24 protein-coding genes and 1 tRNA gene are annotated in these 24,643 nt (G+C 72.0%); 11 read left to right on the top strand and 14 right to left on the bottom strand.

The window, feature by feature from the left end; translation table 11 throughout:
- Positions 1–40 precede the first annotated feature (40 nt).
- Positions 41–499 carry a TIGR03618 family F420-dependent PPOX class oxidoreductase gene (locus tag FM076_RS01610; protein ID WP_173868162.1) on the bottom strand — a complete coding sequence of 153 codons (459 nt, stop codon included), beginning with the start codon at positions 497–499 and terminating at the stop codon, positions 41–43.
- Between the two features lie 140 nt (positions 500–639).
- On the opposite strand from FM076_RS01610, the gene FM076_RS01605 reads away from it, so the two are divergent.
- Positions 640–1,128 (top strand): MarR family winged helix-turn-helix transcriptional regulator, encoded by a 489-nt coding sequence (locus FM076_RS01605; protein WP_173868161.1) that lies wholly within the window; start codon positions 640–642, stop codon positions 1,126–1,128.
- 153 nt (positions 1,129–1,281) lie between these two features.
- Here FM076_RS01605 and FM076_RS01600 read toward each other — a convergent pair.
- Positions 1,282–1,357, bottom strand: a tRNA-Trp gene (locus FM076_RS01600).
- Between the two features lie 702 nt (positions 1,358–2,059).
- Between FM076_RS01600 and FM076_RS01595 the strand changes: the two genes are divergently transcribed.
- Positions 2,060–3,712 carry an ABC-F family ATP-binding cassette domain-containing protein gene (locus FM076_RS01595; protein WP_173868160.1) on the top strand — a complete coding sequence of 551 codons (1,653 nt, stop codon included), beginning with the start codon at positions 2,060–2,062 and terminating at the stop codon, positions 3,710–3,712.
- A 97-nt stretch (positions 3,713–3,809) separates the two neighbouring features.
- Here FM076_RS01595 and FM076_RS01590 read toward each other — a convergent pair whose 3' ends face one another.
- The 4 genes from FM076_RS01590 to FM076_RS01575 all read right to left on the bottom strand — a co-directional run bounded on the left by FM076_RS01590 (position 3,810) and on the right by FM076_RS01575 (position 8,296).
- Positions 3,810–5,177, bottom strand: coding sequence for a carotenoid oxygenase family protein (locus FM076_RS01590; protein WP_173868159.1), 1,368 nt, complete (start codon positions 5,175–5,177; stop codon positions 3,810–3,812).
- A 206-nt stretch (positions 5,178–5,383) separates the two neighbouring features.
- Positions 5,384–6,877, bottom strand: a complete 1,494-nt coding sequence (locus FM076_RS01585; RefSeq protein WP_173868158.1) for an MFS transporter — start codon at positions 6,875–6,877, stop codon at positions 5,384–5,386.
- Between the two features lie 84 nt (positions 6,878–6,961).
- Positions 6,962–7,528: a TetR/AcrR family transcriptional regulator gene (locus FM076_RS01580; protein WP_173868157.1), complete on the bottom strand. Its 567-nt coding sequence runs from the start codon at positions 7,526–7,528 to the stop codon at positions 6,962–6,964.
- A 126-nt stretch (positions 7,529–7,654) separates the two neighbouring features.
- Complete coding sequence (locus tag FM076_RS01575; RefSeq protein WP_243274263.1) at positions 7,655–8,296, bottom strand: DUF4232 domain-containing protein; 642 nt, start codon at positions 8,294–8,296, stop codon at positions 7,655–7,657.
- Between the two features lie 396 nt (positions 8,297–8,692).
- Between FM076_RS01575 and FM076_RS01570 the strand changes: the two genes are divergently transcribed.
- Both FM076_RS01570 and FM076_RS01565 read left to right on the top strand, forming a co-directional pair.
- A complete protein-coding gene (locus tag FM076_RS01570) occupies positions 8,693–9,412 on the top strand; it encodes a class I SAM-dependent methyltransferase (RefSeq protein WP_173868156.1) in 720 nt (239 codons plus the stop codon).
- Positions 9,413–9,459: 47 nt separating this feature from the next.
- Positions 9,460–9,843 (top strand): hypothetical protein, encoded by a 384-nt coding sequence (locus FM076_RS01565; RefSeq protein WP_243274261.1) that lies wholly within the window; start codon positions 9,460–9,462, stop codon positions 9,841–9,843.
- A 113-nt stretch (positions 9,844–9,956) separates the two neighbouring features.
- Here FM076_RS01565 and FM076_RS01560 read toward each other — a convergent pair whose 3' ends face one another.
- A complete protein-coding gene (locus FM076_RS01560; protein ID WP_173868155.1) occupies positions 9,957–10,415 on the bottom strand; it encodes a winged helix-turn-helix transcriptional regulator in 459 nt (152 codons plus the stop codon).
- Between the two features lie 114 nt (positions 10,416–10,529).
- Here FM076_RS01560 and FM076_RS01555 point away from each other — a divergent pair, with 114 nt between their 5' ends.
- Entirely contained in the window at positions 10,530–11,708 is a 1,179-nt protein-coding gene (locus FM076_RS01555; protein ID WP_428814628.1) for an MFS transporter, read from the top strand.
- Between the two features lie 222 nt (positions 11,709–11,930).
- Complete coding sequence (locus FM076_RS01550) at positions 11,931–12,740, top strand: class I SAM-dependent methyltransferase (RefSeq protein WP_173868153.1); 810 nt, start codon at positions 11,931–11,933, stop codon at positions 12,738–12,740.
- Positions 12,741–12,836: 96 nt separating this feature from the next.
- Here FM076_RS01550 and FM076_RS01545 read toward each other — a convergent pair whose 3' ends face one another.
- Positions 12,837–14,168, bottom strand: a complete 1,332-nt coding sequence (locus FM076_RS01545; protein WP_173868152.1) for an aspartate aminotransferase family protein — start codon at positions 14,166–14,168, stop codon at positions 12,837–12,839.
- Between the two features lie 86 nt (positions 14,169–14,254).
- Here FM076_RS01545 and FM076_RS01540 point away from each other — a divergent pair, with 86 nt between their 5' ends.
- The 3 genes from FM076_RS01540 (at position 14,255) to FM076_RS01530 (ending at position 16,671) form a co-directional block, all read left to right on the top strand.
- The gene (locus FM076_RS01540; RefSeq protein WP_173868151.1) at positions 14,255–15,166 is read left to right on the top strand and encodes a LysR family transcriptional regulator; all 912 of its coding nucleotides are present in this window, start codon (positions 14,255–14,257) and stop codon (positions 15,164–15,166) included.
- A 67-nt stretch (positions 15,167–15,233) separates the two neighbouring features.
- A complete protein-coding gene (locus tag FM076_RS01535) occupies positions 15,234–16,031 on the top strand; it encodes an alpha/beta hydrolase family protein (RefSeq protein ID WP_173868150.1) in 798 nt (265 codons plus the stop codon).
- A 346-nt stretch (positions 16,032–16,377) separates the two neighbouring features.
- Positions 16,378–16,671: a DUF4235 domain-containing protein gene (locus FM076_RS01530; RefSeq protein ID WP_180217690.1), complete on the top strand. Its 294-nt coding sequence runs from the start codon at positions 16,378–16,380 to the stop codon at positions 16,669–16,671.
- Between the two features lie 86 nt (positions 16,672–16,757).
- On the opposite strand, the gene FM076_RS01525 is transcribed toward FM076_RS01530, so the two are convergent.
- Positions 16,758–16,946: a hypothetical protein gene (locus tag FM076_RS01525; RefSeq protein ID WP_173868148.1), complete on the bottom strand. Its 189-nt coding sequence runs from the start codon at positions 16,944–16,946 to the stop codon at positions 16,758–16,760.
- A gap of 407 nt (positions 16,947–17,353) precedes the next feature.
- On the opposite strand from FM076_RS01525, the gene FM076_RS01520 reads away from it, so the two are divergent.
- On the top strand, positions 17,354–17,980 hold the full coding sequence (locus tag FM076_RS01520; protein WP_243274259.1) for a YceI family protein: 627 nt from the start codon (positions 17,354–17,356) through the stop codon (positions 17,978–17,980).
- Positions 17,981–18,080: 100 nt separating this feature from the next.
- On the opposite strand, the gene FM076_RS01515 is transcribed toward FM076_RS01520, so the two are convergent.
- The 3 genes from FM076_RS01515 to FM076_RS01505 all read right to left on the bottom strand — a co-directional run bounded on the left by FM076_RS01515 (position 18,081) and on the right by FM076_RS01505 (position 20,052).
- Positions 18,081–18,800 carry an ArsR/SmtB family transcription factor gene (locus tag FM076_RS01515; protein WP_173868146.1) on the bottom strand — a complete coding sequence of 240 codons (720 nt, stop codon included), beginning with the start codon at positions 18,798–18,800 and terminating at the stop codon, positions 18,081–18,083.
- A gap of 121 nt (positions 18,801–18,921) precedes the next feature.
- Positions 18,922–19,368: a DUF6314 family protein gene (locus tag FM076_RS01510; protein ID WP_173868145.1), complete on the bottom strand. Its 447-nt coding sequence runs from the start codon at positions 19,366–19,368 to the stop codon at positions 18,922–18,924.
- A 324-nt stretch (positions 19,369–19,692) separates the two neighbouring features.
- The gene (locus FM076_RS01505; RefSeq protein ID WP_173868144.1) at positions 19,693–20,052 is read right to left on the bottom strand and encodes an ArsR/SmtB family transcription factor; all 360 of its coding nucleotides are present in this window, start codon (positions 20,050–20,052) and stop codon (positions 19,693–19,695) included.
- A 61-nt stretch (positions 20,053–20,113) separates the two neighbouring features.
- Here FM076_RS01505 and FM076_RS01500 point away from each other — a divergent pair, with 61 nt between their 5' ends.
- Positions 20,114–21,226 carry a cation diffusion facilitator family transporter gene (locus FM076_RS01500; protein WP_173868143.1) on the top strand — a complete coding sequence of 371 codons (1,113 nt, stop codon included), beginning with the start codon at positions 20,114–20,116 and terminating at the stop codon, positions 21,224–21,226.
- A 217-nt stretch (positions 21,227–21,443) separates the two neighbouring features.
- Here FM076_RS01500 and FM076_RS01495 read toward each other — a convergent pair whose 3' ends face one another.
- The gene (locus tag FM076_RS01495; RefSeq protein WP_173868142.1) at positions 21,444–22,340 is read right to left on the bottom strand and encodes a cellulose-binding protein; all 897 of its coding nucleotides are present in this window, start codon (positions 22,338–22,340) and stop codon (positions 21,444–21,446) included.
- Between the two features lie 525 nt (positions 22,341–22,865).
- Positions 22,866–23,741 carry a hypothetical protein gene (locus FM076_RS01490; protein WP_173868141.1) on the bottom strand — a complete coding sequence of 292 codons (876 nt, stop codon included), beginning with the start codon at positions 23,739–23,741 and terminating at the stop codon, positions 22,866–22,868.
- Positions 23,742–24,643: the final 902 nt, after the last annotated feature.

Here is a 24,643-nt window from a genome sequence, read left to right as displayed (position 1 = left end):
GGCCGCCCCGGCGCTCCCCGCCGACGAGGAGCCGGGCTCGTCAGCCGGAGGTGCCGACGTCCAGGGCCGTGCCGTACAGCCGGGAGACCTTGAGGCGGATGACGACGCGGCGTTCCCTGACCGCCTCCGCCAGGAATTCCGCCTCGTCCTGGGGCGGGACGGACGGGCCCGCCATGGCGAGGAGTTCACGGCCGACCGGGTCGCCGGGGACGGTGGTCGGCTCGGAGACCTCGGCCTCGCCCTCGGCCACCGCGTAGCTCCACACGTCCCGGCTGACGTGCAGGGCGGCGTGCGGATCGGCGCGCAGGTGGCGGGGCTTGAGGCGGTCCTGCGTCGTCGATATCCGCAGCACGCGCTGCTGTTCGTTCCAGCGGTAGAGCACGGTGGCCAGGTGCGGGTGACCGCTCTTGCGGACGCTCGCCAGCACACCGAACTGCTGCTCGTGCAGGATGTGGTTGAGTTCGGCGTCGGTGAGGGGGCGAGGCGCGGGGCCGGGCATGGGAGTTCCTTTCCTGGGGCGGGTGGGGGGGTGAGCCCGGGTGGTGAGCCGGGGAGAAGGCGTTGCGATGGAAAGACCGTAGCAGATAGTTCTGTTGTAGACGATATTTTTCGGAACCAGTCATGGACTAGGCTGGTCCCATGACCGCCATGACCCCGCCGACCCGCACCCAGCCGGACCTCTCCTACCTGCTGGACCACACCAGTCATGTGCTGCGCACGCAGATGGCGGAGGCGCTCGCCGAGATCGGCCTCACGGCGCGGATGCACTGCGTGCTGGTCCACGCGCTCGGGGAAGAGCGGACCCAGAGTCAGCTCGCCGAGATCGGAGACATGGACAAGACCACGATGGTGGTGACCGTCGACGCCCTGGAGAAGGCGGGACTGGCCGAGCGCCGGCCCTCCAGCACCGACCGGCGGGCACGGATCATCGCGGTCACCGAGGAGGGCGCCCGGATGGCCGAGCGCAGCCGGCGGATCGTGGACGAGGTCCACGAAAAGGCCCTGGGCGCGCTGCCCGAGGACGATCGCGCGACGTTCCTGCGCCTGCTGGACCATCTGGCCACCGGCCACCTGAGCACCCCGGCCCCCGGCCCCGCGCCCGCCCGGCGAGCACGGCAGCGCGCCTAGGACCGGTTCCCCCGACGCCGGCGACATCGACGACGGCGACACCGAGGACGCCGTCGGTCGTGCGCGGGACGGTACGGCATGGGGCGGAGCGGCGCGATGTCCGTCCCGCAGCGGGGCCCCGGACGGTGCGGCGAGGCACCCGCCAGGGGCCGGTGGCAGGGGTGGCAGGAGTCGAACCTGCGGCATCCGGTTTTGGAGACCGGCGCTCTGGCCTCTGAGCTACACCCCTTCGAGTACCACCAGCTTGGCACCTGCGGGGACCCGGCCGCCAGGGAATTCCACCGCAAGGGGGAACGTCCCTCGCCATGCCCGTACCCCCGTCGGGAATGCCGCAGCCCCGACGGACACTGACCGGCGACCGTGCCGCCGTTCAGCGGTGCCGCACACCACCGGAAGTGGTCGTCACCGCTGTCCGGACTGAACAGGCCATAGGCGGCCGACGTGTACGCGGCCTGACAGAGCGTCAGCACCTCGGTGGCCATAACCCAGCGCGTCGCGAACAAGCGGGTCAGCGCGGCCGCGTGGTGCTCCGCGTGGGGTCCGTACATCTCCCGGATCGTCGCCGTCACCGCCGCCTCGAGCGCCGGGTCGCCGGGTGTGTGTCCCGCAGCTGGAGCGACCTGGCTCCGAGAAGCGATGTCCGGACGACCGCTCGCCGTCACCGAGGCCAGCCACCGGACGTGGTTCGGGCCCGGCTCACCGTGCCCCGAGGCGGTCCGGGAGAGGGGGCCGCCGCCCAGAAGAGAGCGGAGGGAAGGACGCCGGTGTTGTTAGCATGATTCTCATGGCACGAGGTCTCTGGTCGCAGAAGGTCCGCTCCGCCCGCTGACGGCGGCGCGTTCCCTCCTGCTGAATTCGCGCTCGCCGTCCCGGTTCCCGCCGGGCGGCGACCTGCTGCTGCCCGGCTCCACTGCGAGCTGCGGAGCACCTGTTGAACCTCACTCCCACCCCTGAAACCCTGTCCGTGCCCGCCGGGGCGGGCGACAGCGCGCATGTCCGTGCCGAGGGCATCACCGTCACGCGTGGGTCCCGGCGTGTACTGAACGATGTCTCGGTCACCGTCTCCGCCCGGTCGCGGGTCGCCGTCGTCGGTGAGAACGGCCGTGGCAAGACGACGCTGCTGCACGTCCTGGCCGGGCTCCTCGCGCCGGACGGGGGCACCGTCCACCGGACCGGGACGATCGGCCTGGCCCGCCAGGAGTTGTCCGCGCGGGACGGCGAGACTGTCGGCACGCTGACGTCGGAGGCGCTGGCGGCGTCGCTCGCCGCACTCGACGCGCTGGACCAGGCGGCCCTCGCCATGGCCGAGGGCGACCCCGCCGCTGGTGACCGCTACGCCGCCGCTCTCGACGCGGCGACCCGGCTCGACGCCTGGGACGCCGAGCGCCGTGTCGATGTCGCCCTCGAGGCCCTGGGCGCCTGCACCGACCGGGACCGTCCGCTGTCGACGCTGTCGGTCGGGCAGCGTTACCGGGTCCGGCTGGCATGCCTGCTCGGTGCGCGGCACGATGTCCTGCTGCTCGACGAGCCGACCAACCACCTCGACGCCGGCGGGCTGGACTTCCTGACCCGCAGGCTGCACGAGCACGAGGGCGGGCTCGCTCTGGTCAGCCACGACCGGGCGCTGCTGCGCGACGTCGCCGACCGGTTCCTCGACCTCGATCCGACCCGCGACGGGAAGCCGCGCCTGTACGCGGGCGGTTACGACGCCTGGCAGGACGCGCGGCGCCGGGAGCGTGAGCGCTGGGAACAGGACCACGAGGAGCAGCAGGCCGAGCACCGTCGGCTCCAGGACTCGGTATCGAAGGCCCGCGACCGGCTCTCCACCGGCTGGCGGCCGGACAAGGGGACCGGAAAGCACCGGCGTCAGTCCCGCGCGCCAGGCGTCGTCCAGGCGCTGAACCGGCAGAAGGAGGCCCTGGCGGCGCACCGGATCGACGTGCCGGAGCCGCCGCCGGCGCTGCGGTGGCCCGACCTGGGTGTCCGGCCGGGTGCGCCGCAGCTGCGGGCGCACGGCGTCGCCGTCCGCGGACGGCTGGCCGGCCCGGTGGACCTCACCCTGGACGGTGGGGACCGGTTGCTGGTCACCGGCCCGAACGGTGCCGGGAAGTCCACACTGCTCGCGGTGCTGGCCGGTGCGTTGCCGCCCACCTCCGGTCACGTCCGGACGGCGAAGGGGGCCCGGGTCGTCCGGGTCGGCCAGGAGACCGTCGAGCAGGATCCGTCTCTCACCGCGTACGACGTGCACGCCCGGCACGTGGGACGGCTGGTGGCCGGTGGGCGGCTCCGCGACGCCGAGGCCGTCCCGCTCGGTGCGCTCGGGTTGCTGGACCCCGACGCGATGCGCACACCGGTGGGGCGGCTGTCGCAGGGACAGCGGCGGCGTCTGGACCTGGCGCTGGCGCTGGCCGGCCGCCCCGGACTGATCCTGCTCGACGAGCCGACCAACCATCTGTCCTCGGCGCTGGTCGACGAGCTGACCGACGCGCTCCGCGTCACGAGTGCCGCCGTCGTCGTGGCCACGCACGACCGGCAGTTGCTACGGGACCTCGCCAACTGGCCGCGTCTGCGCGTGAGTGCGTGAGCGGTGACGATGCCCGATACCGGTACGCCCCGGCCGGCCGCGCTGCCACGCGCCGCCCGGCCGGGGCGTTCCCTTCACGGGAGGGGGAGGGGCCGGGTCAGCCGCGGACGGTGCCCTCGTCCAGGGCGGTGTCGGGGATCCATGAGCCGTGGATGCCGGCCGTGACCCGCCGGGGCAGGTGGACGGTGGCGATCAGGGCGAGGCCGGAGGCGTCGAGGACGAGCAGCTGGGAGGCGTCCTGCTTGAGGTCGGAGACGACGGTGAGCAGGTAGCCGTCGTCCTCACTGGTGGCCCCGGCTGCCGGGACGAACACCGCTTCACTGGGCAGCCGGGCGTCTCCGGCCTCGTGGATGCGGCGCGCGCCGGTCCGCCGGTCGTACTTGACGATGCCGTAGCCGCCGAGACCGTTGTGGTCGGGGAAGGAGACGGCGTACTGGTAGCGGTGCTCGGTGCCGGTGAACTCGTCGTTGATGGTGGGGAACTCGATGGCGAGGTCGTCGACGACCTGTTCCTCGACGCTCCCGGCGGCCAGGTCGACCACCCAGCGGCGGGTCCAGGAGCGGGCGTTGGGCTCGCTGCCCCGGCCCGGCGCGCCGACCCACCAGTTCCATGAGAGCCGGAAGCCCTCGCGGTCGACGGTGGGTGCCTCCAGGACGATCCGGCCCCGGGCGTCCTCGTAGGCGTTGGCGGCGTGCAGCGCGCTGCCGGGCTCGATGGGGAACCAGCGGATGCGTGCGGCGCCGTCCCGGCCGCGGGGCATGACACCGATGCGGGCGGGCGTGCCGTCGTTCCAGCTGTAGGGGATGCCGGAGTGCTCGGTCGGGTCGAAGGTGACCGTGCCCTCGAAGAAGACCACGTGGCCGGTGGTGAGGGCGAAGTCGTGCTTGAGGGCGGCCGTGGCGCCGGGAACCTCGGCGCTGTGGGTGATCCGGCCCTCCGCGTCGGCGACGTAGTAGATCAGGTACGGCGGAAAGGGTGAGGACCCGAAGAAGTGGAGTTCACCGGTGGCCGGGTCGGTCTTGGGGTGCGCGGTCATCGCGCTGCGCAGCGTGCCGTCGAAGTCGTACGGGCCGACGGTGTCCAGGTCGGGGGTCAGCTCGAAGGGGAGGTTGGACTCGCACAGTGCGAGGAGGCGGCCCGCGTGTTCGACGATGTGGGTGCCGGCGGTGCTGGCGGTCAGGTCGGGGCCTTGCTCGGTCATGTAGGGGGCGCCGTCGAGGGCGGGAGTGCGGACCCAGCGGTTGCGGTACCACTCGGCGCGTCCGTCCCGCAGGCGGATGCCGTGGACCATGCCACTGCCCTTGAACCAGTGGGTGGGGGTGATGCCCGGCTTGGGGTTGTGGCTGTTGCGGACCAGCCGGCCGGTCAGCTCCGGGGGCAGCGTGCCCTCGACGGCCAGTCCGGTTGCGGAGATCTCGTCGACGGCGGGCTCGTAGTGGCCGGTCAGATAGGGCTTGGCGGACATGGGAAATTCCTCGTTTCCTGGTGTCGGTGGCGAGTGCTGGGAACGGGTCCGGGGCCGACCCCTGACCTGCGGAGCCGGGACGGTGGTCCGCGGGCAGAGCGAGGCAACGGACGTGTGGGGTGCGGGGGTTGAGGGGTGTGGCCGCTCGAGGGGGCGTCGAGTGGGACGCCCGCACGGGGGGCGGCGCCTCGGAGAAGAGGTCGTGATCAGGGCCTGGGGGCACTGGGTGCCGTCTGCTGCGCGGGAGTTGAGGGCTCCTTCGCAGGAGCCGGTCGCTCACGCCCGCAGCGGGCACCGCGCCGGGTGACGATGGCTGCGAGGAGGGCGGTGAGGGCCAGCACCGCGGCCGAGGCGGCGAACGCGGCGCGGTATCCGGCGGTCAGCGCCTCCAGGTGTGCTCGGTGGGGTGCGGCGTGCGCGGTGACGGAACCGGCGAGGGTGGCCAGGACGGCCAGGCCGACCGCGCCGCCGACCTGCCGGGTGGTGTTCACCAGACCGCCGGCCAGTCCGGCGTCCCCTCCGGCCACGTCCTTGACCGAGAGTGCGGTGAGCTGGACGAAGGCGCTGCCGAGCCCGAGCCCGATCAGGACGCTCGGGCCGAGGACATCGGCGAGGTAGCTGCCGTGCGCGTCGATGCGCGACAGCCACACCAGTCCGCCGGCCTCGGTGAGCAGGGCCGTGGTCACGGTGGCCGCGGCACCGATCCGCCGTGCCACCCGGGCGGCCAGTGCGGAGCCGAGCATGTTCGCGGCGGCGAGCGGGAGTTGGCCCACTCCGGTGACCAGGGGGCCGGAGCCGAGAACCTGTTGCTGGTAGAGGGGCAGGAAGAAGAACAGGGCGATCCACACCGAGCCGAGCAGGGCCATGAGGATGTTTCCTGCCGCGACCTGTCCGCCGGCGAACAGCCTCGACGGCAGCAGCGGGTCGGGGTGCCGCCGCTCGGCCAGGGCGAAGACGGCGAGGAGAACCGCGAAGAGGGCGAGGGCGCCCACCACCCGGGTGTCCGTCCAGCCCGCGCTGCGCGCGGTGGTCAGCCCCCACACCAAAGCGGTGAGGGAGAGGGTGACGGTGACGGTGCCGGCCAGATCGAAGCGGCCGCCCCGCACGGCCGGCACGCGCGGTACGTGGACGGCGGCGGCGACCAGCACCAGCAACGTGCCCGCCGCGACGATGTGGAAGATCCACGGCCAGCCCCACGCCTGCGTGATCACTCCGCCGAGGAGCACTCCGGCAGCGGCTCCTGCCCCGGAGACCGCGCCCCATACGCCCAGCGCCCTGCCCCGGGCGGGGCCGGGCGGCGACACCTCCACGACCAGGGCCAGCGCGGCGGGGGCGATCGCGGCGGCGGCCAGGCCCTGCACCGCGCGGGCGGCGATGAGAACGGCGGGCGAGGTGGCCAGTCCCGCTGCCAGCGAGGAGAGCGCGAAGACCGTGAGGCCGCCCAGCAGAATCCGGCGGCGCCCCAGCACGTCCGCCGCGCGCCCGCCGGCCAGCAGCAGCGCGCCGAAGGCCAGGCCGTAGGCGTTGACCGCCCACGTCGTTCCACTGTCCGACAGTGCGACGCCGGCCCGGATTCTCGGGAGCGCCACGTTCACGATCGAGGTGGCGAGCATGACGGTGAACTGCGCGCCGGCCAGGACGGCGAGCGCGGCGGTGGTGTTCGCGCCGGTACCGGACGGCTTTCGAAGGGAGACGTTCATGTGTGGTCAACCACTCACTCTTTGGTTCGAAAAAAGGGACGGGGCCGCACAGGCGCCCCGTCGGGGTCGGAGGCGGGCCGCGGTCTAGTGGTGCCTGATGCCCGCCGACAGAGTCCGCGTCCAGGGGGCGTCCAGCGAGTCGGCCCCCGCCGAGACGATCAGGTGGCACAGCATGCCCCGGGCGAAGAAGTCCTGCACCTGCTGGTCACTGCCGCCCGAGGCGCCGCGTACGTACTCGACCAGGCGCGCGTAGCCCTGTCGGACCGCCTCGCGCACCGCCGGTTCGGACACGGCCGCCGCCTGGGCGTGCAACTGGATCAGCATCAGGTCGTTGTCGCTGATCAGCCGGGAGTAGGCGTCGCCCATGGCGGCCAGGACCACGTCCGGGCTGCTGCCCGAGGCATCCGCGACGCCCTGCTCCAGGCTGGCCCGCACCTGGACGAAGCAGTGCTCGACGACGGCGACGAACAGCACTTCCTTGTTGGGGAAGAGCCGGTACACATACGCCTGGGAGATACCGGCGGCCTTGGCGACCTCGGTCGTGGTGGTGCCCCAGTAGCCGCGCGCCGCGAAGGCGCCCAGAGCGGTGGCCAGCACCGTCCGGCGGCGCTCCTCGGCGGTGGAGAGCCGGCGGGGGCGTTCCGTCTTCATGTGAGTACTCAACCACTCACACTGTTCCCTGTCAATGACGTACCCCCGGTCGCGCACGCTGTGCGGTGCCGAAGTCGGGCCGCGGGCGGCGACGCGGTGCGGACGCCGGCAGATGCCGGCGGCTGATCACTTGCCGGCGCCGACCGGACCGACCCTGACCCCCGGTGACGACGGGCTCTCGGTGACGGACATGTTGATGCTGACCGGGAGGGTCCGCGACTCGGTCTGGTTGGGCGGGGTGACCACAAGGGTGTTGAAGGTGGCCCCGCTGCCGCCCGAGTCGTTCGGCGGGTAGGTGAGGGTGAACCGGGTCTCCTCGCCGGGCGCCACATGGACCGGCGGTGGCGCTTCGCCGTTACGGGCGGCGATGACGGGACCCGCGTCGCCCTCGAGGTCGGCCCCGGGGAACCCGGTGAGGTCGCAGGAGCTGGAGCCGACGTTCTTGATGTTCACCAGAAGGCTGCCCTCCGCCATGCCGTGCGAGGTGCTGAACGCGAGGTCGGAGGTCTTGCAGGAGGAGCTGCCGGAGGTCCCTCCGTCGGAGCCCGAACCCGAGCCGCCCGTGGTTCCGGAGGAATCCGTGCCGCCGTTCCCCGACGCGCCCGGGCGCGCCTTGCGGTCCTCGCCCTTCCCCCCGCCGGACTTCGAGGACGACGAGGGCGAGGCGCTCTTCTTGTGCGAGGGGCTGGTGGCGGAGTCGCCGGGCGCGGGCACCGCCTGTCCGGCCACCTTCTTGGGGCGGCGGCGTCCGCGCCCTCCTGGCCGCATCCGGTGAGCACGACCGCACCGAGCCCCACCGCGGCGACGGCCGCGAGACGGGTGGTTCTGCCGAGGTGTCCTCGGGCGGCACCGCCCTGCCCGGACTCCTGCCCGGGCCCGGTCTCTGCCGGGCGTGGAATCGACCGCGCCGGGTGTCGCCGTTGTTCCCTGGTTTCCGCCATGCCCTGTTTCATCCCCTCGTCGATGAGCCCCGGATCCGGAGAACCGAGCCCATGTCCCCACTTTCCCCCGCCGTGTACAGTCCGATGACCGACTCGGCGGAAAAGTTCACAGTAGGTTGGCGGCACCGTTGCCGCCCAGTGGGCAGGGGCACGGTGTCGCCCGGCAGACGGTACCCGCAGGCCGGGACGCCGGGGGAGGGGCTCCCGGCGCCGGGAGGAGGCCATGGCGATGGCAGCGGAGGGACGAGGCGGGGTGGCGCGGGTCCGCGAGGTGCGCCGTCGGCTCGCGGAGGAAGGGCCGCCCCGGACGCGGGACCGCGAGGCCGACTTCGAGACGGTCACCGTGCCCGGACGCGACTGCGACCTGCTGCGGGATCTGCTGATCCTCGAGGGTGCGCGGACGGTTGCCGAGGTCGGTCTCGCCTACGCCGGCTCCGCGCTCGCGATCGGTGAGGCACTCCTCACCGTCGACCCGCCGCGTCCACGGCACTTCGTCATCGACCCGTTCCAGAAACGTGACTGGTGCGACGCCGGCTGGGACCTGATGCGCTCCGCCGGACTGGACACGATCGCCTCGCTCATCCTCGCCCCGTCGTCGATCGCGCTCCCGCGGCTCCTGGCCGCGGGCGTCACCGCCGACGCCGCGTTCGTGGACGGCAGCCACCGGTTCCACGAGGTCTTCGTCGATCTCTACTTCCTGCGCAAGATCGTCCGGCCGGGCGGACTGATCGTCCTCGACGACGCCTGGGCCCCCTCGGTGCTGACCGCCGCGCGCTACTACGAGCGGAACCTGGGGTGGACGGTGCTTCCGGACGCCTTCCCCGGTGGCACCGCGACGGCCCTCGCCGCCGGTTCCGGTGACCGGCCGGCGCGTCGCTGCCAGGCCATGCGCTTGCCCGACCCCTCTTTCGAGCCGCCCTTCGAGGAGTTCACGGCGTTCTGAGCAGTCCTCCTCGGGTGAGGCGCCCGTTCACGGCCTAGCCTCCCGGTATGACTTCCGCGAACGAGACCGCCGGGCCGCTCGACGAGGGGCGGGGAGGGGAACCGGACGCGGGGCCGGAGGCGCTGCGCGGTACCTCGTCGCTGGTTTCGGGCGCGATCGCCGTCGCCCTGTACGGTTCCCCCTTGCTGCCGGCCGCTCTTCCGCCCTGGCTCCGGTTCTTCCCCCTCTACCTCACGGTGCCGGCGGGCGTCTTCGCGGTCGTCTCGGGCGCCTTCGCGCTGCGGGACGCGCGGCACACGCGTGCCGTGCCGGACGCTCCGCACGAGCCGGGGACCGACCGGCGCCGGGCCCGGACGGGGATCGCGCTCGGCGCGGTGGCCCTCGCGGTGCCGCTGGTCCTGCTCGTGTGGGCGGGTTGGGCACTGCCGTGAGGGGACATTCGACGGGCACCCGTGGCCGCATGCGGGCGGGTTGAGGGCGGACGACGAGCGCCGGGGCGGTGAGACGCACCGGGGCGCCGCCGGACCCGTGACCTACCCCGGCCTCAGCGCACCTTGCGCACGGACGTCGTGTCGACGTCGGCGGGGTTGCCGCGCGAGCTGGCCGGCTGGAGCCGCGGGAGCGGCAGGCCGCGCTCGTCGACGAGGACGGAGCGGGGCTCGTCGGGGGCGAAGGCGTGGCGCTCGCCCCATTGCCGCAGGGCGACGACGACCGTGAACAGGTCCCGTCCGGCCGGGGTGAGCGTGTAGAGCTGCCGCTTGCCGGAAGGCGCGGTCCGCCGGTCGAGGATGCCTCGCTCGACCAGGCGGCGGAGCCTGTCGGTGAGGATGTTGCGGGCGATGCCGGTGCGCTGCTGGAAATCCGTGAACGCCCGCGCACCGTCCATGGCGTCGCGGACGATGAGCAGGCTCCAGCGGTCACCGACCAGGTCGAGGGTCCGGGCCACCGGGCAGGTCGGGTCGGTCCAGGACGCCTCGTCGGCACGGGTCGCGGGCTGAGTCATCACACCCCCAGAAGAGTTGCTGATTGAAACCATTCTGCCGTACTCTCCGATCGGTTGCGTTTTGCAACTGATCAATTGGAGGGTGCGCTGATGGGCCTGACCACGGGCCGGAAAATGTTGTTCGCCGCAGTCTGCGCGGTCGCCGTCGCGAGCATCTATGCGGCGCAGCCCGTTCTCGCTCGGATCGGACGGGACCTGGGCGTGCCGGACGCGCGTCTGGGATGGGTCGTCTCGGCCGGTCAGCTCGGCTATCTGGTGGGGCTGGCCGTTCTCGTGCCCCTGGGCGACATGATCGACCGGCGAAGGCTCCTCGCGGGGCATCTGGTGCTGACCGCGGCGGGCGCGGCACTGGCCGCGACGGCCGCCCACGCCTGGGTGCTGCTCGCGGGGCTCGCCCTCGCGGGCCTGTTCGCGGTCGTCGTCCAGACGACGGTCGCCTACGCCGCGGTCCTGTCCACGCCGGAGGAGCGCGGCCGGAACCTCGGCGTGGTGACGTCAGGCGTCGTCCTCGGCATCCTCGGAGCACGCGTCGTCGTCGGCGCCCTGGCCGCGCTCTGGGGCTGGCGCGGCGCGTATGCCGTCCTCGCGGTGCTCCTTGTGGTGCTGGCCTGCCTCGTCCTGAGAATGCTGCCGCCCGACACGCGGAGCGGCCACGCCACCTACCGGCAGGTGCTGTCGTCGCTGGGCGGACTGTTCCGCGAGAGTCTGTTTCTCTCCCGCGGGCTGATCGCCTTCTTCCTGTTCGCCTCTTTCGGCACGCTGTGGAGCGGTCTGGCGCTGCCGCTCGCAGCCGCCCCGTGGCACCTGAGTACCGCCCAGATCGGCCTGTTCGGTCTTGTCGGCCTGGCGGGCGCGCTCGGCGCCGCCCGCGCGGGCCGCTGGGCGGACGGCGGGTCCGCGAGCGCCGTCACCGGCGGGGCGCTGGTTCTCCTGGCCCTGTCATGGCCGGCCGTCGGACAGGCGTCGTGGTCGCTGTGGCTCGTCGTCCTCGGTGTGGTCGTGCTGGACTTCGCGGTGCAAGCCGTGCACGTGAGCAACCAGCACCTGCTCACCATGGCCCATCCGGACCGCACCAGCAGTGTCGTCGGCGGATACATGCTCTTCTACTCGCTCGGCTCCGCGCTCGGCGCGGCCACCACGACCACGGTGTTCGCCAGGGCCGGATGGGCCGGCTCCAGCATCCTGGGCGCGGCCTTCGCCGTCTGCGCGTTCGCGGTCTGGGCGGTGGACCGCCGCCCGGTGGCCGCGCGCCGGCTGCCGCCGTGCGACGAGCGGCAGGCGAGCCCGCTGTGACGCCGCCCCCTGTCTGAGGCGGAAACGCGGGCCGGGCGACGATGACCAGCCGCACCGGGTCACCCAGGGCGGCCATGACGGTGGCGGAGCGGAATCGGTCGCGGTCCGCCGAGCACCCCCGGTCACACGGAGCGGCTCAGGGGGCATGCCTGTGCGGAGTGACCCGTACGGGGCGGCACCGCACGGACCGGCCGGTGGATCGCGCCGTGACATGATCGGCGCATGGAGCAGAGCAGGGGATACCTCCTGGACAACCGGCAGGTCGAGGCGGGAGCACGTTTCGACGCCCTGTCCGACCTCTTCGACGCCTCGACGTTCCGCCATTTCGAGGCGGTCGGGATCGCCGAGGGGTGGCGGTGCTGGGAGGTGGGTGCCGGTGGCCCGTCCGTTCCCGCGTGGCTCGCCGAGCGTGCCGGGCCCCGCGGGCGGGTGCTCGCCACGGACATCGATGTGTCCTGGACCCGGGCGGTGGCCGGCCAGGGCGTCGAGGTGCTCCGCCACGACGTCGCCGTCGACCCACCCCCGGCCGGACTCTTCGACCTGGTCCACGCCCGCCTCGTCCTCGTACACGTCACCGACCGCGACGCCGCGCTGCGCTCCATGGTCCAGGCGCTGCGCCCCGGCGGATGGCTGGTGGTCGAGGACGCCGACCCCGCACTGCAGCCGCTGATCTGCCCGGACGAGTACGGTCCCGAACAGGAGCTGGCCAACCGGCTGCGGCACGGTTTCCGCCAGTTGCTGCGACAGCGGGGTGCCGATCTGTCCTACGGGCGCAAGCTGCCGCGGCTGCTGCGTCAGGCCGGTCTCGACGACGTCCAGGCCGACGCCTTCTTCCCCCTCTCCTCGCCCGCGTGCGACGCCCTCGAAGCGGCCACCGTCCGCCAGGTGCGTGACCGGCTCACCGCCGCCGGTCTCGCCACGGACGAGGAGATCGACCAGCACCTCGCGAACGTCACGGCAGGGCGCCTCGACCTCGCCACCTCACCGATGATCTCGGCCTGGGGCCGCCGTCCCGCCGCCGACGTGCGCTGACGCGGCACTGTGCGCGGAAGCCGGTGACGCGCACGGGAAAGCCGGACGTGCGCTGAAGACCGGCCCTCCGTCCCTCCCTCCGGACAGCGGTGAGGCTCAGAGCGCGGCGCGGGCCTCACCGATGGCCTGGTCCAGGATCGACAGGCCGAGCGACAGCTCCTCCTCGGTCGCCGTCAGCGGCGGCGCGATCCGGAAGGTCCCGCCCATGCCGGGCAGTTGGACGATGTTCATGTGCAGGCCGAGTTCCAGGCAGCGTCGGGTGACCGTGCCGCCCAGCTCGTCCGAGGTCTGCTTCGTCTCGCGGTCGACGACGAGTTCGAGCCCGGCGAGCAGACCGCGGCCCCGGATGTCCCCCACGACGTCATGGCGTGCGGCGATGGCCGCGAGACCGTCGCGGAGGAAGGCGCCGAGCGACCGGGCCCGCTCGTCGAGCCCGTCCCGGGCCAGGACGTCGAGGACGGTGTTGCCGACCGCGGCCACCAGCGGGTCGGCCACATGCGTGGTGAAGAACAGGAATCCGCGCTCGTGCGCCTCCTGCTCGATCTCCGTGCTGGTGACCACGGCCGCGAGGGGGAGACCAGCTCCCAGTGTCTTGGACAGCGTGAGGATGTCGGGGACGATGCCGTCGCGCTCGAACGCGTACCAGGTTCCGGTGCGGCACAGCCCGGTCTGGGCCTCGTCGAGGATCAGCAGCATGCCGCGTTCGCGGCACTTCTCCCGCAGCGCTGCGAAATACCCCTCCGGCGGCTCGATGATGCCGCCCGAGCTGAGGATCGGTTCGACGAGGCACGCCGCCAGGCTGCCGGTCGACTGGGCGTCGATCAGGTCGAAGGCGAAGTCGAGCTGGCGGCGCCAGTCGAGTGTGCCGTCGGCCGTGGTGAAGTCCGGCCGGTAGGCGTTCGGCACCGGGATGGCGAAGTTCCCGGGCGCGCCCGGACCATATCCCTTGCGTCCCGCGCTGTAGGTGGCGGACGCGGCGGCCTGCGTCATGCCGTGCCAGGACCGGGCGAAGGAGACGATCTCGTGTTTGCCGGTGACGAGCTTCGCCATCCGGATCGCGGCCTCGTTCGACTCGGCGCCGGTCGTCAGCAGCAGGGCCTTCTCCAGCGGCGCGGGCAGCGTGCCGGCCAGCCGCCGGGCGAGATCGACCACCGGGCGGCTGAGCATGCCGCTGTAGAGATGGTCGAGGGTCGCGACCTGCCGGTGAACGGTCGCGACGATCTCCGGGTGCGCGTGGCCGAGTATCGCGCTCATCTGACCGGAGGTGAAGTCGAGGATCTTCCGGCCGTCCGCGGTGAAGACGTAGCTTCCTGCGGCACGGTCGATGATCTCCGGGGTGAACGCGCCGCCGTAGCGGACGAGGTGCCGCTCGGCATCGGCCCAGAAAGCCCCGGCGGACGACGACGGGGCGGTGGTCACAGCAGTCATGGCCCGACGGTAGGCCGGGGCCGAGCAACGCGTCCATCACACATTTCCGGAAGTCCTGTGCGGTGATACCGCACAATAATGAGCGCATGATGAATCCCTGGAGGCTGCAACTGCTCAGCCGGCTGGACACGCTCGGCACCGTCCGCGCGGTCGCCCAGGCGACCAACCTGAGCCCGTCGAACGTGTCCTCGCAGCTTGCCGCGCTCGAATCCGAGACCGGGACGCAGCTGCTGGAACGCACGGGCCGCCGGGTGCGGCTGACCCCCGCCGGGCTGATCCTCGCGCGCCGGGCACGCACCCTTCTCGAGCAGATGGCGGGCATCGAGGCGGAGCTGCGCGGCTTCGGCGAGGAACCGGCCGGGAGAGTGCGGCTGGGCGCTTTCCAGAGCGCCATCCACACCATGGCGGTGCCCGCCGTGACCCGTCTGACCCGCGAGCACCCCCAGCTCGACATCGAACTGCTGGAGCTGGAGCCGCACGAGAGCATGCCGGCGCTGCGGATCGGTGACGCGGACATCATCATCACGACCACGGACTTCGACGAGCTGCCGCTGGGCCCGGACATCGACCTCGTACCACTGGCCACCGACCCCATCCTGCTGGTGGTCCCGCCCGACCACCCCGCCGCCCGGCGCGGTGCCGTCGATCTGGCGGCCTACGCGGACGAGCCCTGGGCGTTCGACAAGCCGCAGTCCTACATGGCGAACCTGGCGCTGCGCCTGTGCCGCCAGGCGAGGTTCGAGCCGCAGGTGGTGTGCCGCTTCAGCAACTACATGATGACGCTTCAGCATGTCGAGGCCGGGCTGTCGATCGCGCTGCTGCCCGGGCTGGCGGTCGACCTCGGCCGCTACCGCGTCACCACCCGGGAGCTGTCGACCCCGGTGACCCGTACGATCACGGCAGCGATCCGCCGGGGGTCACCGCCTCGCGCGGCGGTCCGCGCCGTCCTGGACGCCCTGCGGCACAACCCGGATCTGCCCGTGGAGCCGGAACCCTGAGCCGCACCCGGTTACGCCCACCGCGATACCCACCCGGCGCCGGCGGCCCCGGACCTACCGTGACCGCATGACCTCACCGCTTACGGGCACGGCCGCCGGCGTGCCGTTCACCGCCCTGCCGCCGGCCGCCGGCGGCACCGCGCCGCTGATCGTCACCTGGCACATGCTGGACGCACCGAGGACCGACGCCGCGTTCGCCGCCGCACTGCCGATGAACGACCTGCCCGCGTGGCGGGTGCACCTCGGCATGCCGATGTGCGGGGCGCGCATGGTCGACGGCAGCATGGACGCCATCCTGGAACGTGCCCGCCAGGACCCGCTGATGGCCGTCCTGCACCCGTTCGTCCGCCAGGCGGCCGAGGAGTTCCCGGCCGCACTGGCGTCGCTCCGTGCGCGGCTGCCGGTCGACGACGGCCCGATCGGTGTGCTCGGCGGCTCGCTGGGCGGGGCCGTCGCGCTGCGGATCCTCGCCGAGAGCGATGTCCCGGTCTTCGCCGGCGCCGTGGTGAACGCCGCCATCCGGATGCGGTCCGTCGTCGAACTGTTCCCGGAGGAGTACCAATACGACACGGAATCCGAGAAGGCCGTGGACAGCCTGGACTTCGTCGCCAAGGCCGGCAGCATCGCCGCCCGCGCGCCCCTGCTGGTCGTCAGCGGCGAGTTGGACCACCCAGCACTGCGTACCGACGCGCAGGACCTCGTGGCCGCGCTGGGGGAGCGGTCTCAGCTGCTGCCGATCCCCGGGCTGGCGCATCCCCTCGCCGACGAGCCGGGCATCGAGCCGGCACCTCAACTGCCCCTGACCCGTGAGGTGGATGCCGGACTGACCGCATGGTTCCGGCGCCATCTCCCGGACCCGGGATAGGCGCGGGCGGTTCCGGTCGGTTCACGCCGCACGCGCCGGGGCGGGCCACAGGAACCCGGCGGACCAGACGCCTCGCCGGAGCCGCCCGCTCCCGCGTTGGTCCCTGCGTGAACTCCCCGGGGAGCAGCGGAACCCGGGGTGCCGCGCGGTCTCTCCGGGTTGCCGCGGAGGCAGGGGGCAGTGTCGGGCCTGTCCGGCCGGAACGGGGGCCACCGGCCCGTGCGGGGCGACGACGCGTAATTCCCTCCGCGGAGGGGACCCGCCGGTGCGCGACACCACCTGTCGTGGTCGAACGTCTTCGGCGGACACCGCCGAAGGCCCCGCACGCCGCACAGAGGAGGCTCTTTTGACCGACAAGAAGCTGCCGCTCGTCTACAAGCCGGTCGGGCTGGCGTTCGGCTGGGCCGGCGGTCTCGTCGCCGGCCGGCTCTTCCGGACGACCTGGAAAATGGTACGCGGCGAGGACGACGCCCCCGATGCGCTGGACCGTGAGCGCGGCTGGGGGGAGATACTGCTCGCCGCGGCCGTGCAGGGCGCGATCTTCTCCGTCGTACGGAGCGCGGTGGACCGGGCCGGGGCCGTCGCCATCGAACGCTCCACCGGAACCTGGCCCGACACGGGCGGCCAGGGGCGCTCCTGAACCCCCCCGAGGGCGGCCGGGGAGTCCTTGAGGAGGGCCGGGGCCGTGCGGCCTTTCCGGGCCGGCGGCCACCGGTCCCCGGCCTCTCACTCGCCCTCGGCGCCGAGCCGTTCGGCGATCTCCTCGTCCGCCACGGCCATGGCGGCCTCGGCGCGGCGGTACCAGACCTCCCGCCTCGCGGGGGCCAGGCTCGGCCAGGGGTGGCGCTGCGCGCTGAAACCGAGGGTGTTGTACAGCGCCAGCGCGTACCGTTCGCGGCGCTCCTCGTCACTCATGCGGGTTGCTCCTTCGGGAACGTCTTCGGCGGTGCCGGCCGCGGAAACGGAGGGGCGGACTTCGACGGCCGCCGGGGAGAGTCTGCCATCCGGCCGAGCGACCGACCGGGCCTGTGACCGGCCGGCTCTCCGGCCGACCGGACGGGGGTGCCCGTCGTCACTACCCGTGCTCGGACAAAAGCGCATCGCGTGTCGGCGGACGGGGCTTCGCCGGTGTCCGTGAATTTTGCTGCTTTCGAAAGGCCTCGGAAATTGCGGCGATCACGTGAAGGTTTCGCGTGAGGCAATTGTGATAACCGCCTAAATTGGTCTTTGCCGAGCAGGAGGGCGGTGACTGGTGGTACAGCATTGGCCGTACTGCCCATCGTCGAGTCGCCAGGTGAAGCATGAAACTGTTCAGTCGTGGCATGTCACCCCGCCCCCAGGCGCCCCCTGCCCCGGACGGCCGAGCCCACGCCGACGCAGGAGTGGTGGCGGACCCGATGCTGCGCGCGCTCACGGGTGAATGGCTCATCGACCCCGCCCACAGTCGCATCGGTTTCTCCGTGCGCCACGCCATGGTGACCACGGTGCGCGGAGCATTCACCGAGTACCAGAGCCGTCTGTATTTCGACGGTTACGACCCGTCATGCTCCCGCGCAGAGGTCGACATCTCCACGGCCAGTGTCGATACAGGAGTGGAGCAGCGGGATGCCCATCTGACCGGTCCCGATTTCTTCGACTCCGCCATTTTCCCCCGTATGCGGTTCGTCAGCACACACGTGCAGCTGACCGGCGGGGACGTGTACCGGATGACGGGGAACCTCACGATCAAAGACGTCACGCGGCCCGTCGTCCTGGAGATGACCTACATAGGCCAGGTGATGGATCCCTTCGGCTACCAGCGCGTCGGCTTCGACGGCACGACCACCATCAACCGCACCGACTGGGGCCTCACGTACAACAGCAGGTTGGCCGAGGGAGGCTCGATGGTGAGTGAGAAGGTCCGCCTCCAGTTCGACATAGCCGCGATCCGGAACACCGCCGCCGATTGAGTACCGTCGTCCGAGGGGTGCCAACTCCCGTACGGCCGCGCTGGGTGCGATACGGGAGAGGTCGTCGTCCGTCCCGCTGCTCTCGTCCGAGGCCGGCAGCTCACCTCCGTGAGAGCAGTTCCTCGGAGAGGCCGAGCTGGTCGCACAGCACGTGGCGCCCCTCGGACGTGACGGTCACGGCGCGGGTGCTGCCGATGCGCGAGATCCAGCCCGCGTCGAAAGCGTGGCCGCACAGGGCCGCACCGACGGCCCCCGCCAGGTGCGGGCGGCGTTCCGTCCAGTCGAGGCACGGCCGCACGGCGGGCCGGCGCGTGGCGGCCGGGACCGTGACGCCCAGCTTCGCGAGCCAGGTCCGCCCGTCGCCGGTGAGGCGCAGTCCGTGCTCCCAGTCCAGCAGCCCCCGCTCGGTCATCGCGTCGGTGATCGCGACTCCAAGGGTGCCGGCGAGGTGGTCGTAGCACGTGCGCGCGTGGGCGAGGGCACGACGGCGGCCGGACGCCGACAGGGAGCGTGGCGGCGCGGCCTGATCGGGGGCCATCGCTGCGAGGTTCTCGATGAGTTCCGCGACGGCCGGATCGGCCAGCCGCACGTACCGGTGCCGGCCCTGCCGCTCCTCGGCGAGCAGGTTTCCGCGGACGAGCGCGTGCAGGTGCTCGGTGGCGGTCGACGCCGCCACCCCGGCATGGCGGGCCAGCTCGGTCGCTGTCCACGCCCGGCCGTCCAGCAGCGCCAGACAGAAGCTCGCTCGCGTTCCGTCGGCCAGGAGCCTGGCCACGGAGGCCAGGTCAGGGCCTTTTGTGCGGGGGCGCCGACTGGTCATGCTCCCGATTATCACCGACAAGGCTTCGGCGACTGCCGAAGCGTCCCCTCTCCCAGGAGCCCGGCGGCACGTCTTCCAGGGGTGCCCGACGGCAAGGCCTTCAGGAAGGGTTCCGCCACGTTCAGGAAGGGGCCCGGCGGTAGACGGAGCTGAGCAACTGGTCCTTGGCAGGGCCCTGGACGTCCCAGCGAAGCCGCCACTCGTCGGGGGAGACCACGGTGAAGGTGCCCTTGTACAGGTCGGCTCCGCACTTGTGCCAGGCCGTCCACAGGCCGCTGCTCAGATCGAGCGGGTGGAAGGGCCGGCCATCCGTGAAGGTCACCTCGGCGGTACCGTCCGCGCTCGGCACCAGTTTCAGCGTCCGCCCGGCCTTCCGCCGGACCCCGTCCCACTCGAAGATGCCTTCTTCCACGTGCAGCCACTCCGCGCCCGTCCCGGTCCGGAACGCGGCCCGGCCGGAGAACCAGCCGCTGTGTCCGGTCGCCCGGTCGCACAGCTCACGGTGCACGGCCCACTCGCCGGCCAGATAGGAGAGGGCATCGGGGACGGGATGTGGCGCTGCTTCCATGGCAGTAGTCTCGCAGGGCCGGACCGCTCCTCGGCGCGCTGTCCTGCCCTCCGCCTCCGCCACCCCCGCCTCCTCGCCGCTGCTCCCGCCTCCTCCCGCTGTCCTTGTCTCCCGCCCTCCGGCGAGGTCGTCCAGCACCCGCCGGGAAACCTCTCCGACGGAGCCGGTGCGCTCGGGCGGGTCGATGGGGACGCGAGCGAGGAGCGCTGGAGAGGGCCAGGCGGGGCCGGAGATTCCACGATTTCCCGCAAGCGCTCTCGGGAGCCCGTCACGGCGGAGTGGTCGAGCACGGCGTCCGCCCGGAATGTGGTCGCCGAGCGGCGGTCAGTCGTGCGGGGGGTGGTGGGAGAGATGGTGGTCGGCCAGGCTGAGGGCTTCGTCCACGACCCGGCGCAGATGTCCGTCGGCCAGGGAGTAGATGACGCGGCGCCCCTCCTTGCGGCTCTGGACCAGACCGCTGAGTCGCAGCCTGGCCAAGTGCTGGCTGACGGCGGGTCGTTGGGCGCCGCACGCCTCGGTCAGCGTCGTCACGTCGGCCTCTTCCCGGGCGAGGGCGTGGAGCAGCACCAGGCGGGTGCGGTCGCCCAGGAGGGCGAGGATCTCGGCCGCCAGGGCGAACTGTTCCTCGCTCGGGCTGTGCGGGTGCGCATCGTGCGCAGTTGATAGGTGCATGTGTGCGCTCATGCGCACATAATGGGGGCCGGGCCCGCCCTGTGTCCAACGGCGGCGGTCCCGTCCGGTCCGCATGCCCGCATGTTCGTATGTTCGCCCGCACGAGGAGGAAACCGTGAGCCACGATCACGGCCACCACCCCCACCCCCACGACGAGCCCGGGCACCACCACCCCCACCGTCATACGGGCGGCAGGCTCGCCCGGCTGCGGCACCGGCTCGGGCACCTGCTCACCCCGCACTCCCACGAGTCGTCCGACAAGCTGGACGCGGCACTGGAGTCCTCGGCGCAGGGAATGCGCGCGCTCTGGGTCTCTCTGGCGGTTCTCGGCGTCACCGCTGTCGCGCAGGCGGTGATCGTCGTGGTCTCCGGCTCCGTCGCGCTGCTGGGCGACACCGTGCACAACGCCGCCGACGCACTGACGGCCGTCCCGCTGGGTATCGCCTTCGTTCTCGGCCGCCGCGCCGCGACCCGCCGCTTCACCTACGGGTACGGGCGGGCGGAGGACCTGGCGGGCATCGTCATCGTGGTCACCATCGCCGCCTCCGCGCTCTTCGCCGCCTGGTCGGCCGTGGACCGGCTGCTCGATCCGCGTGCGATGGACCACCTGTGGGCGGTCGCGGCCGCGGCCGTGGCCGGATTCCTCGGGAACGAGTGGGTGGCCCGCTACCGCATCAGGGTCGGCCGCCGGATCGGCTCGGCGGCGTTGGTCGCCGACGGCCTCCACGCCCGTACCGACGGCTTCACCTCCCTGGCCGTCCTCCTGGGCGCCGGCGGCACCGCTCTGGGCTGGGAACTCGCGGACCCCGTGGTGGGGTTGCTGATCACGGCCGCCATCGCGCTGGTCCTGCGGGACGCCGCCCGGGAGGTCTTCCACCGCGTGATGGACGCCGTCGATCCCGCCCTGGTCGACGCGGCCGAGACCGCGCTGCGTGCGGTGCCCGGAGTGCGGGAGGTCGGACAGCTTCGGCTGCGGTGGATCGGACACCGGCTCCGCGCCGAGGTGGCCGTCGTCGTCGACGGCCACCTCAGCGTGCGCGCCGGACACGCCATCGCCGTGGAAGCCGAACACGCCCTCCTCCACGCCGTACCGAAGCTGACCGCCGCCGTGATCCACACCGACATCCAGCCGGACCCCGGGGAGCGCGACCCCCACCACGCCCTGACCCACCACGCCACCGCCTGACCCGTCTGCTCCCCGCCCGCCTGCTTTCGGCTCGTCCGCTTCCCGTTCGGCTGCTTCCCGTTCGGCTGCTTCCCGTTCGGTTGTTTCCTGCTCGAACTGACGGGGCCCGACCGGACCCGGTGACGTGGACCGGACCTGGCCGGACCTGAAGAGGCGCCCCCGGGCCTCGTCAGGCCCGGCGGGTCATGCGAGGGCCTCGGCAAGCGGTGAAGGGGGCTCAGTCGTCGCCGGCTGACACCGCGGCTGCTCCGGCGCCGGTGAGGGTGGCGAGCATGGCGCGCACGTTCGTCATCTGGGCGTTGATGGCGTCGCGGCGGTTGGCCAGCGCGGCCAGTTCCCGTTCCGATTCGCTGCGGATGCGGTCGGCCTTGTTGTTGGCCTCCGTGATGAGATCCTCCGCCTGGTGACGTGCCGTCTGCACCGTCTTGTGGGCGCGGCGCTCCGCCTCTTTCCGCTGCTTCTCGGCCTCCGAGCGCAGATCCTCGGCCCGGCGCTCGATCTGTGCGAGCTGTGCCTCGGCCTTGGTCTGCTGCGCGGTCAGGTCGCGTTCGGCCTGGTCGCGACGCTTGGCAAGGCTCGCCTCGAAGTCGGCGGCGGCCTGCGAGGCGCGTTTGCGGGTGTCCTCGAAGAAGGCGTCGGCCTCCTGGCGGGTGGCCGCCGCCTGCGTGCGTGCCCGCGTGCGCAGCTCCTCGGCCTCCGCACGGGCGTTGTCCATGATGCGCGCGCACGTCCGGTCGCTGTCGGCCCGCACGTCCGCGGAGAACGCGGCGGCCTCCGTCTGCAACTGGTCGGCCACCGCGACAGCGGCTGCGCGCTCCTCCTCGGCGGCCCGCCTCGCGACCGTCTCCAGCTCGTCGGCCTCCTCCTCGGCCAGTCGCAGCATCTCCTCGACACGAGGACTCAGGTCGGCGTAGTCGGGTTCGGCCTCCGCGCCCTGGGCCTGTTCGGAGTTCACCTGCGTCAGCAGTTCATCGATGCGCCGTTCCAGCGTCGCGATGCGGGACAAGGCGTTGTCGCGGTCGCTGACGAGCCGCGCCACGTGGGAGTCCACCTGGCCGGGGTCGTAACCACGCCGGGCGAGGTCGAAGCCGAAGGAGGAAGCGGGGTCGCTCATGGAGTTCCTGTATGCAGATGCGAGGGGGCAAGGAGTGTCGCTCGATCAACCGACGCCGAGCAGGGGGAGGAGGGGGCGCGGACGGCCACCCTCCCGGCCTGAAGATCATAATCAAAATCCTGCTGTGCCGGAGGGCTGACGAACCACCGAGGGGGAATCGGCCGGAGCGGTACCACCACCTGCGCGCCCACGACTTGCGGCCACGCGCGCAGCGCGCGCCCCCACCCACCGTACGGGCGGTGCACAACGCGCCACAGGCCCCTCTCCGCCGCGGGCCGAGAACGGAACCCTGTGGAGTGCGAACGGAACTTTGCGGAGTTCGGGGCCCGGAACCGCCGGCCGCGGACGACGAGACGCTCGTGCGGCAGCCGCCTCGCGGACAGCTGCCGCACGTGGGACGGCCCGCGCGACGGGCCGGTGCGCGCCGCTCAGAGCGGAACTGCGGCGATGACACAGATCCCGCGCACGGGAGACAGTGCGCTTCTCCCGTACGACGGGGGATTTTCCGCACGCCTCAAGGCGTCGTCACGCCGTGGCCACGGTCGCCTCGCCGTCGGCGTGTTCCGCTCCGCCACCGGGCTGCGTCTTCGCGCGGTGGTTGTCCGGCGAGGCGCCGTCCGCGGACGAGGAGTCGGCCGACGAGGGCTCGGCCGACGCGGACTGGGACCGGCTGACGTACAGCACCGAGTTCTTCTGCTTCATCCTTTCAGCTCGTCCCTTGGCGACGAGGCTCTCAAGGTAGTTGCGCACCCCAGGGGCGGAGAACGTGTGTTCAGCGTGGTTCTTCTGCAGCACTTGCAGGACTTCCTTGACCGTGGCCGGCTGGCCGTCACGACCGCGCAGCACCTCCTCGGCGAGGTCGGGCATTGTCGCCCGCCCCTTGCGCGGGGAGGACGTGCCGGCGGAGGACTTGGGCGCGGTCTTCTTCCCCGCCGCGGCCTTCGGCTTCGCACCCGGCTTCGGCTTCGACCTCGGATTCGGCTTCGGACTCGACTTCTTCGCCGCGCGCGCGGCGACGGTCTTCTTCGGCTTCCTCTTCCCGCTTCCCGCGGACTCGTTCTTCCCCGCCGGAGCTTTCCGCTCCCGAGGCCGCGGGACGACCGGCTCGTCCGCGCTCTTGGCCGCGTCGGCACCGGAGGCGGACGGCGCGGGGGAGCGGTCCGTCTTCACGGAGGAAGCGGCAGCGCCGTCAGATGTCTCCGCGCCTGCCGGGGCGGTTCCCAGCCTGCTGTCATAGAGCTGCGACAGCCATTCCGCGTCCTGCTGCAACTGCGTCAGTTGCTCCTGGAGCCTCGCGATCTCCTCCTTCACGCGTTGCTGCGCCTCGTGGTTCTTCTTGAGATCTTCGGCGAACTGTTTCGCGTACCGTTCCTGAATAGGGGTGAGGGGCTCGCTGGTCACAGCAGATCACGCTCCTGTTTTCCGGTTGTGCTGTCGGATGCTACTCGCACAACGCTTCCCGGCTCTGTGCCCGGGAAGCGGTATCTCCACGCTGATGCGGCGCACCGAGGATGATGCGTCCGCGGCCGGACACGCACATTGGCAGTGGTGGACAGCACCTGTACGACGGGCTTCTCGCTTCCGTCAAGCCGGACCTTCCGTCGCGTACGCATGTCACGACGGCGGTCGACGGCGCACATTGCTGCCGCGATCGCAGCAGGTGCGAGGATGTATCGTCCCCCGCTGCCCGATGGACGAGGGCGACACCGTATCTGCTCGGTGCCCGTCGCGGTGCACCGGGAAAGAGCCGCAAGTGCTGTTTTCCCCGGCGGACTTGAGCCCAGCTCACGTGAGAGAGGCTGGTCCTGGCCCGGCACGCCACCGAAAGCCGCACCCACCGAAATCCTCGGTTTCCGGCCCGCTGCCCGCGGACTGACGGAGTGCCTCAACTCCGCCCCCGCAGAACCCCATACCCACATGAATGCCCGGACCGCCGGTGTGCCGGCTCGTTGGAAAAGCACCCGGAGGAGCGCTGCCGTACGAGGCGGCACCTTGACGGTGGGGCCGACAGCGCCGCAGTACAGCACCCGCCCCAACCGCCCTCACCTCCTCCCGGGCCAGGTATTTCTCACGGGTGCTCACCCTGTTGTGCGGAGCGTCCAACGAGCGGGGCAGGTGACTGCGCGGCAGTGCGGTCCGTGGCTCGGCCGCGAGTTGGTGCAGGGAGCCGCTCTTGTCGCCGAGGACCCGACCGCCCTGTGTGAAGAGGCAGCACACAGTGGTCGGCGCTTGTCGGGGCGACTCCGTGTCCGACGGCCCACGATGTGGGTGCGGCGGTACGAGTAGTACGTGGTCAGCGTCCA

The organism is Streptomyces albus subsp. chlorinus, from assembly GCF_013302895.1.
Lineage (GTDB): Bacteria > Actinomycetota > Actinomycetes > Streptomycetales > Streptomycetaceae > Streptomyces > Streptomyces chlorinus.
The sequence above is the reverse complement of the archived record's forward strand: the minus strand, read 5'-3'. Positions and strand labels throughout refer to the sequence as shown.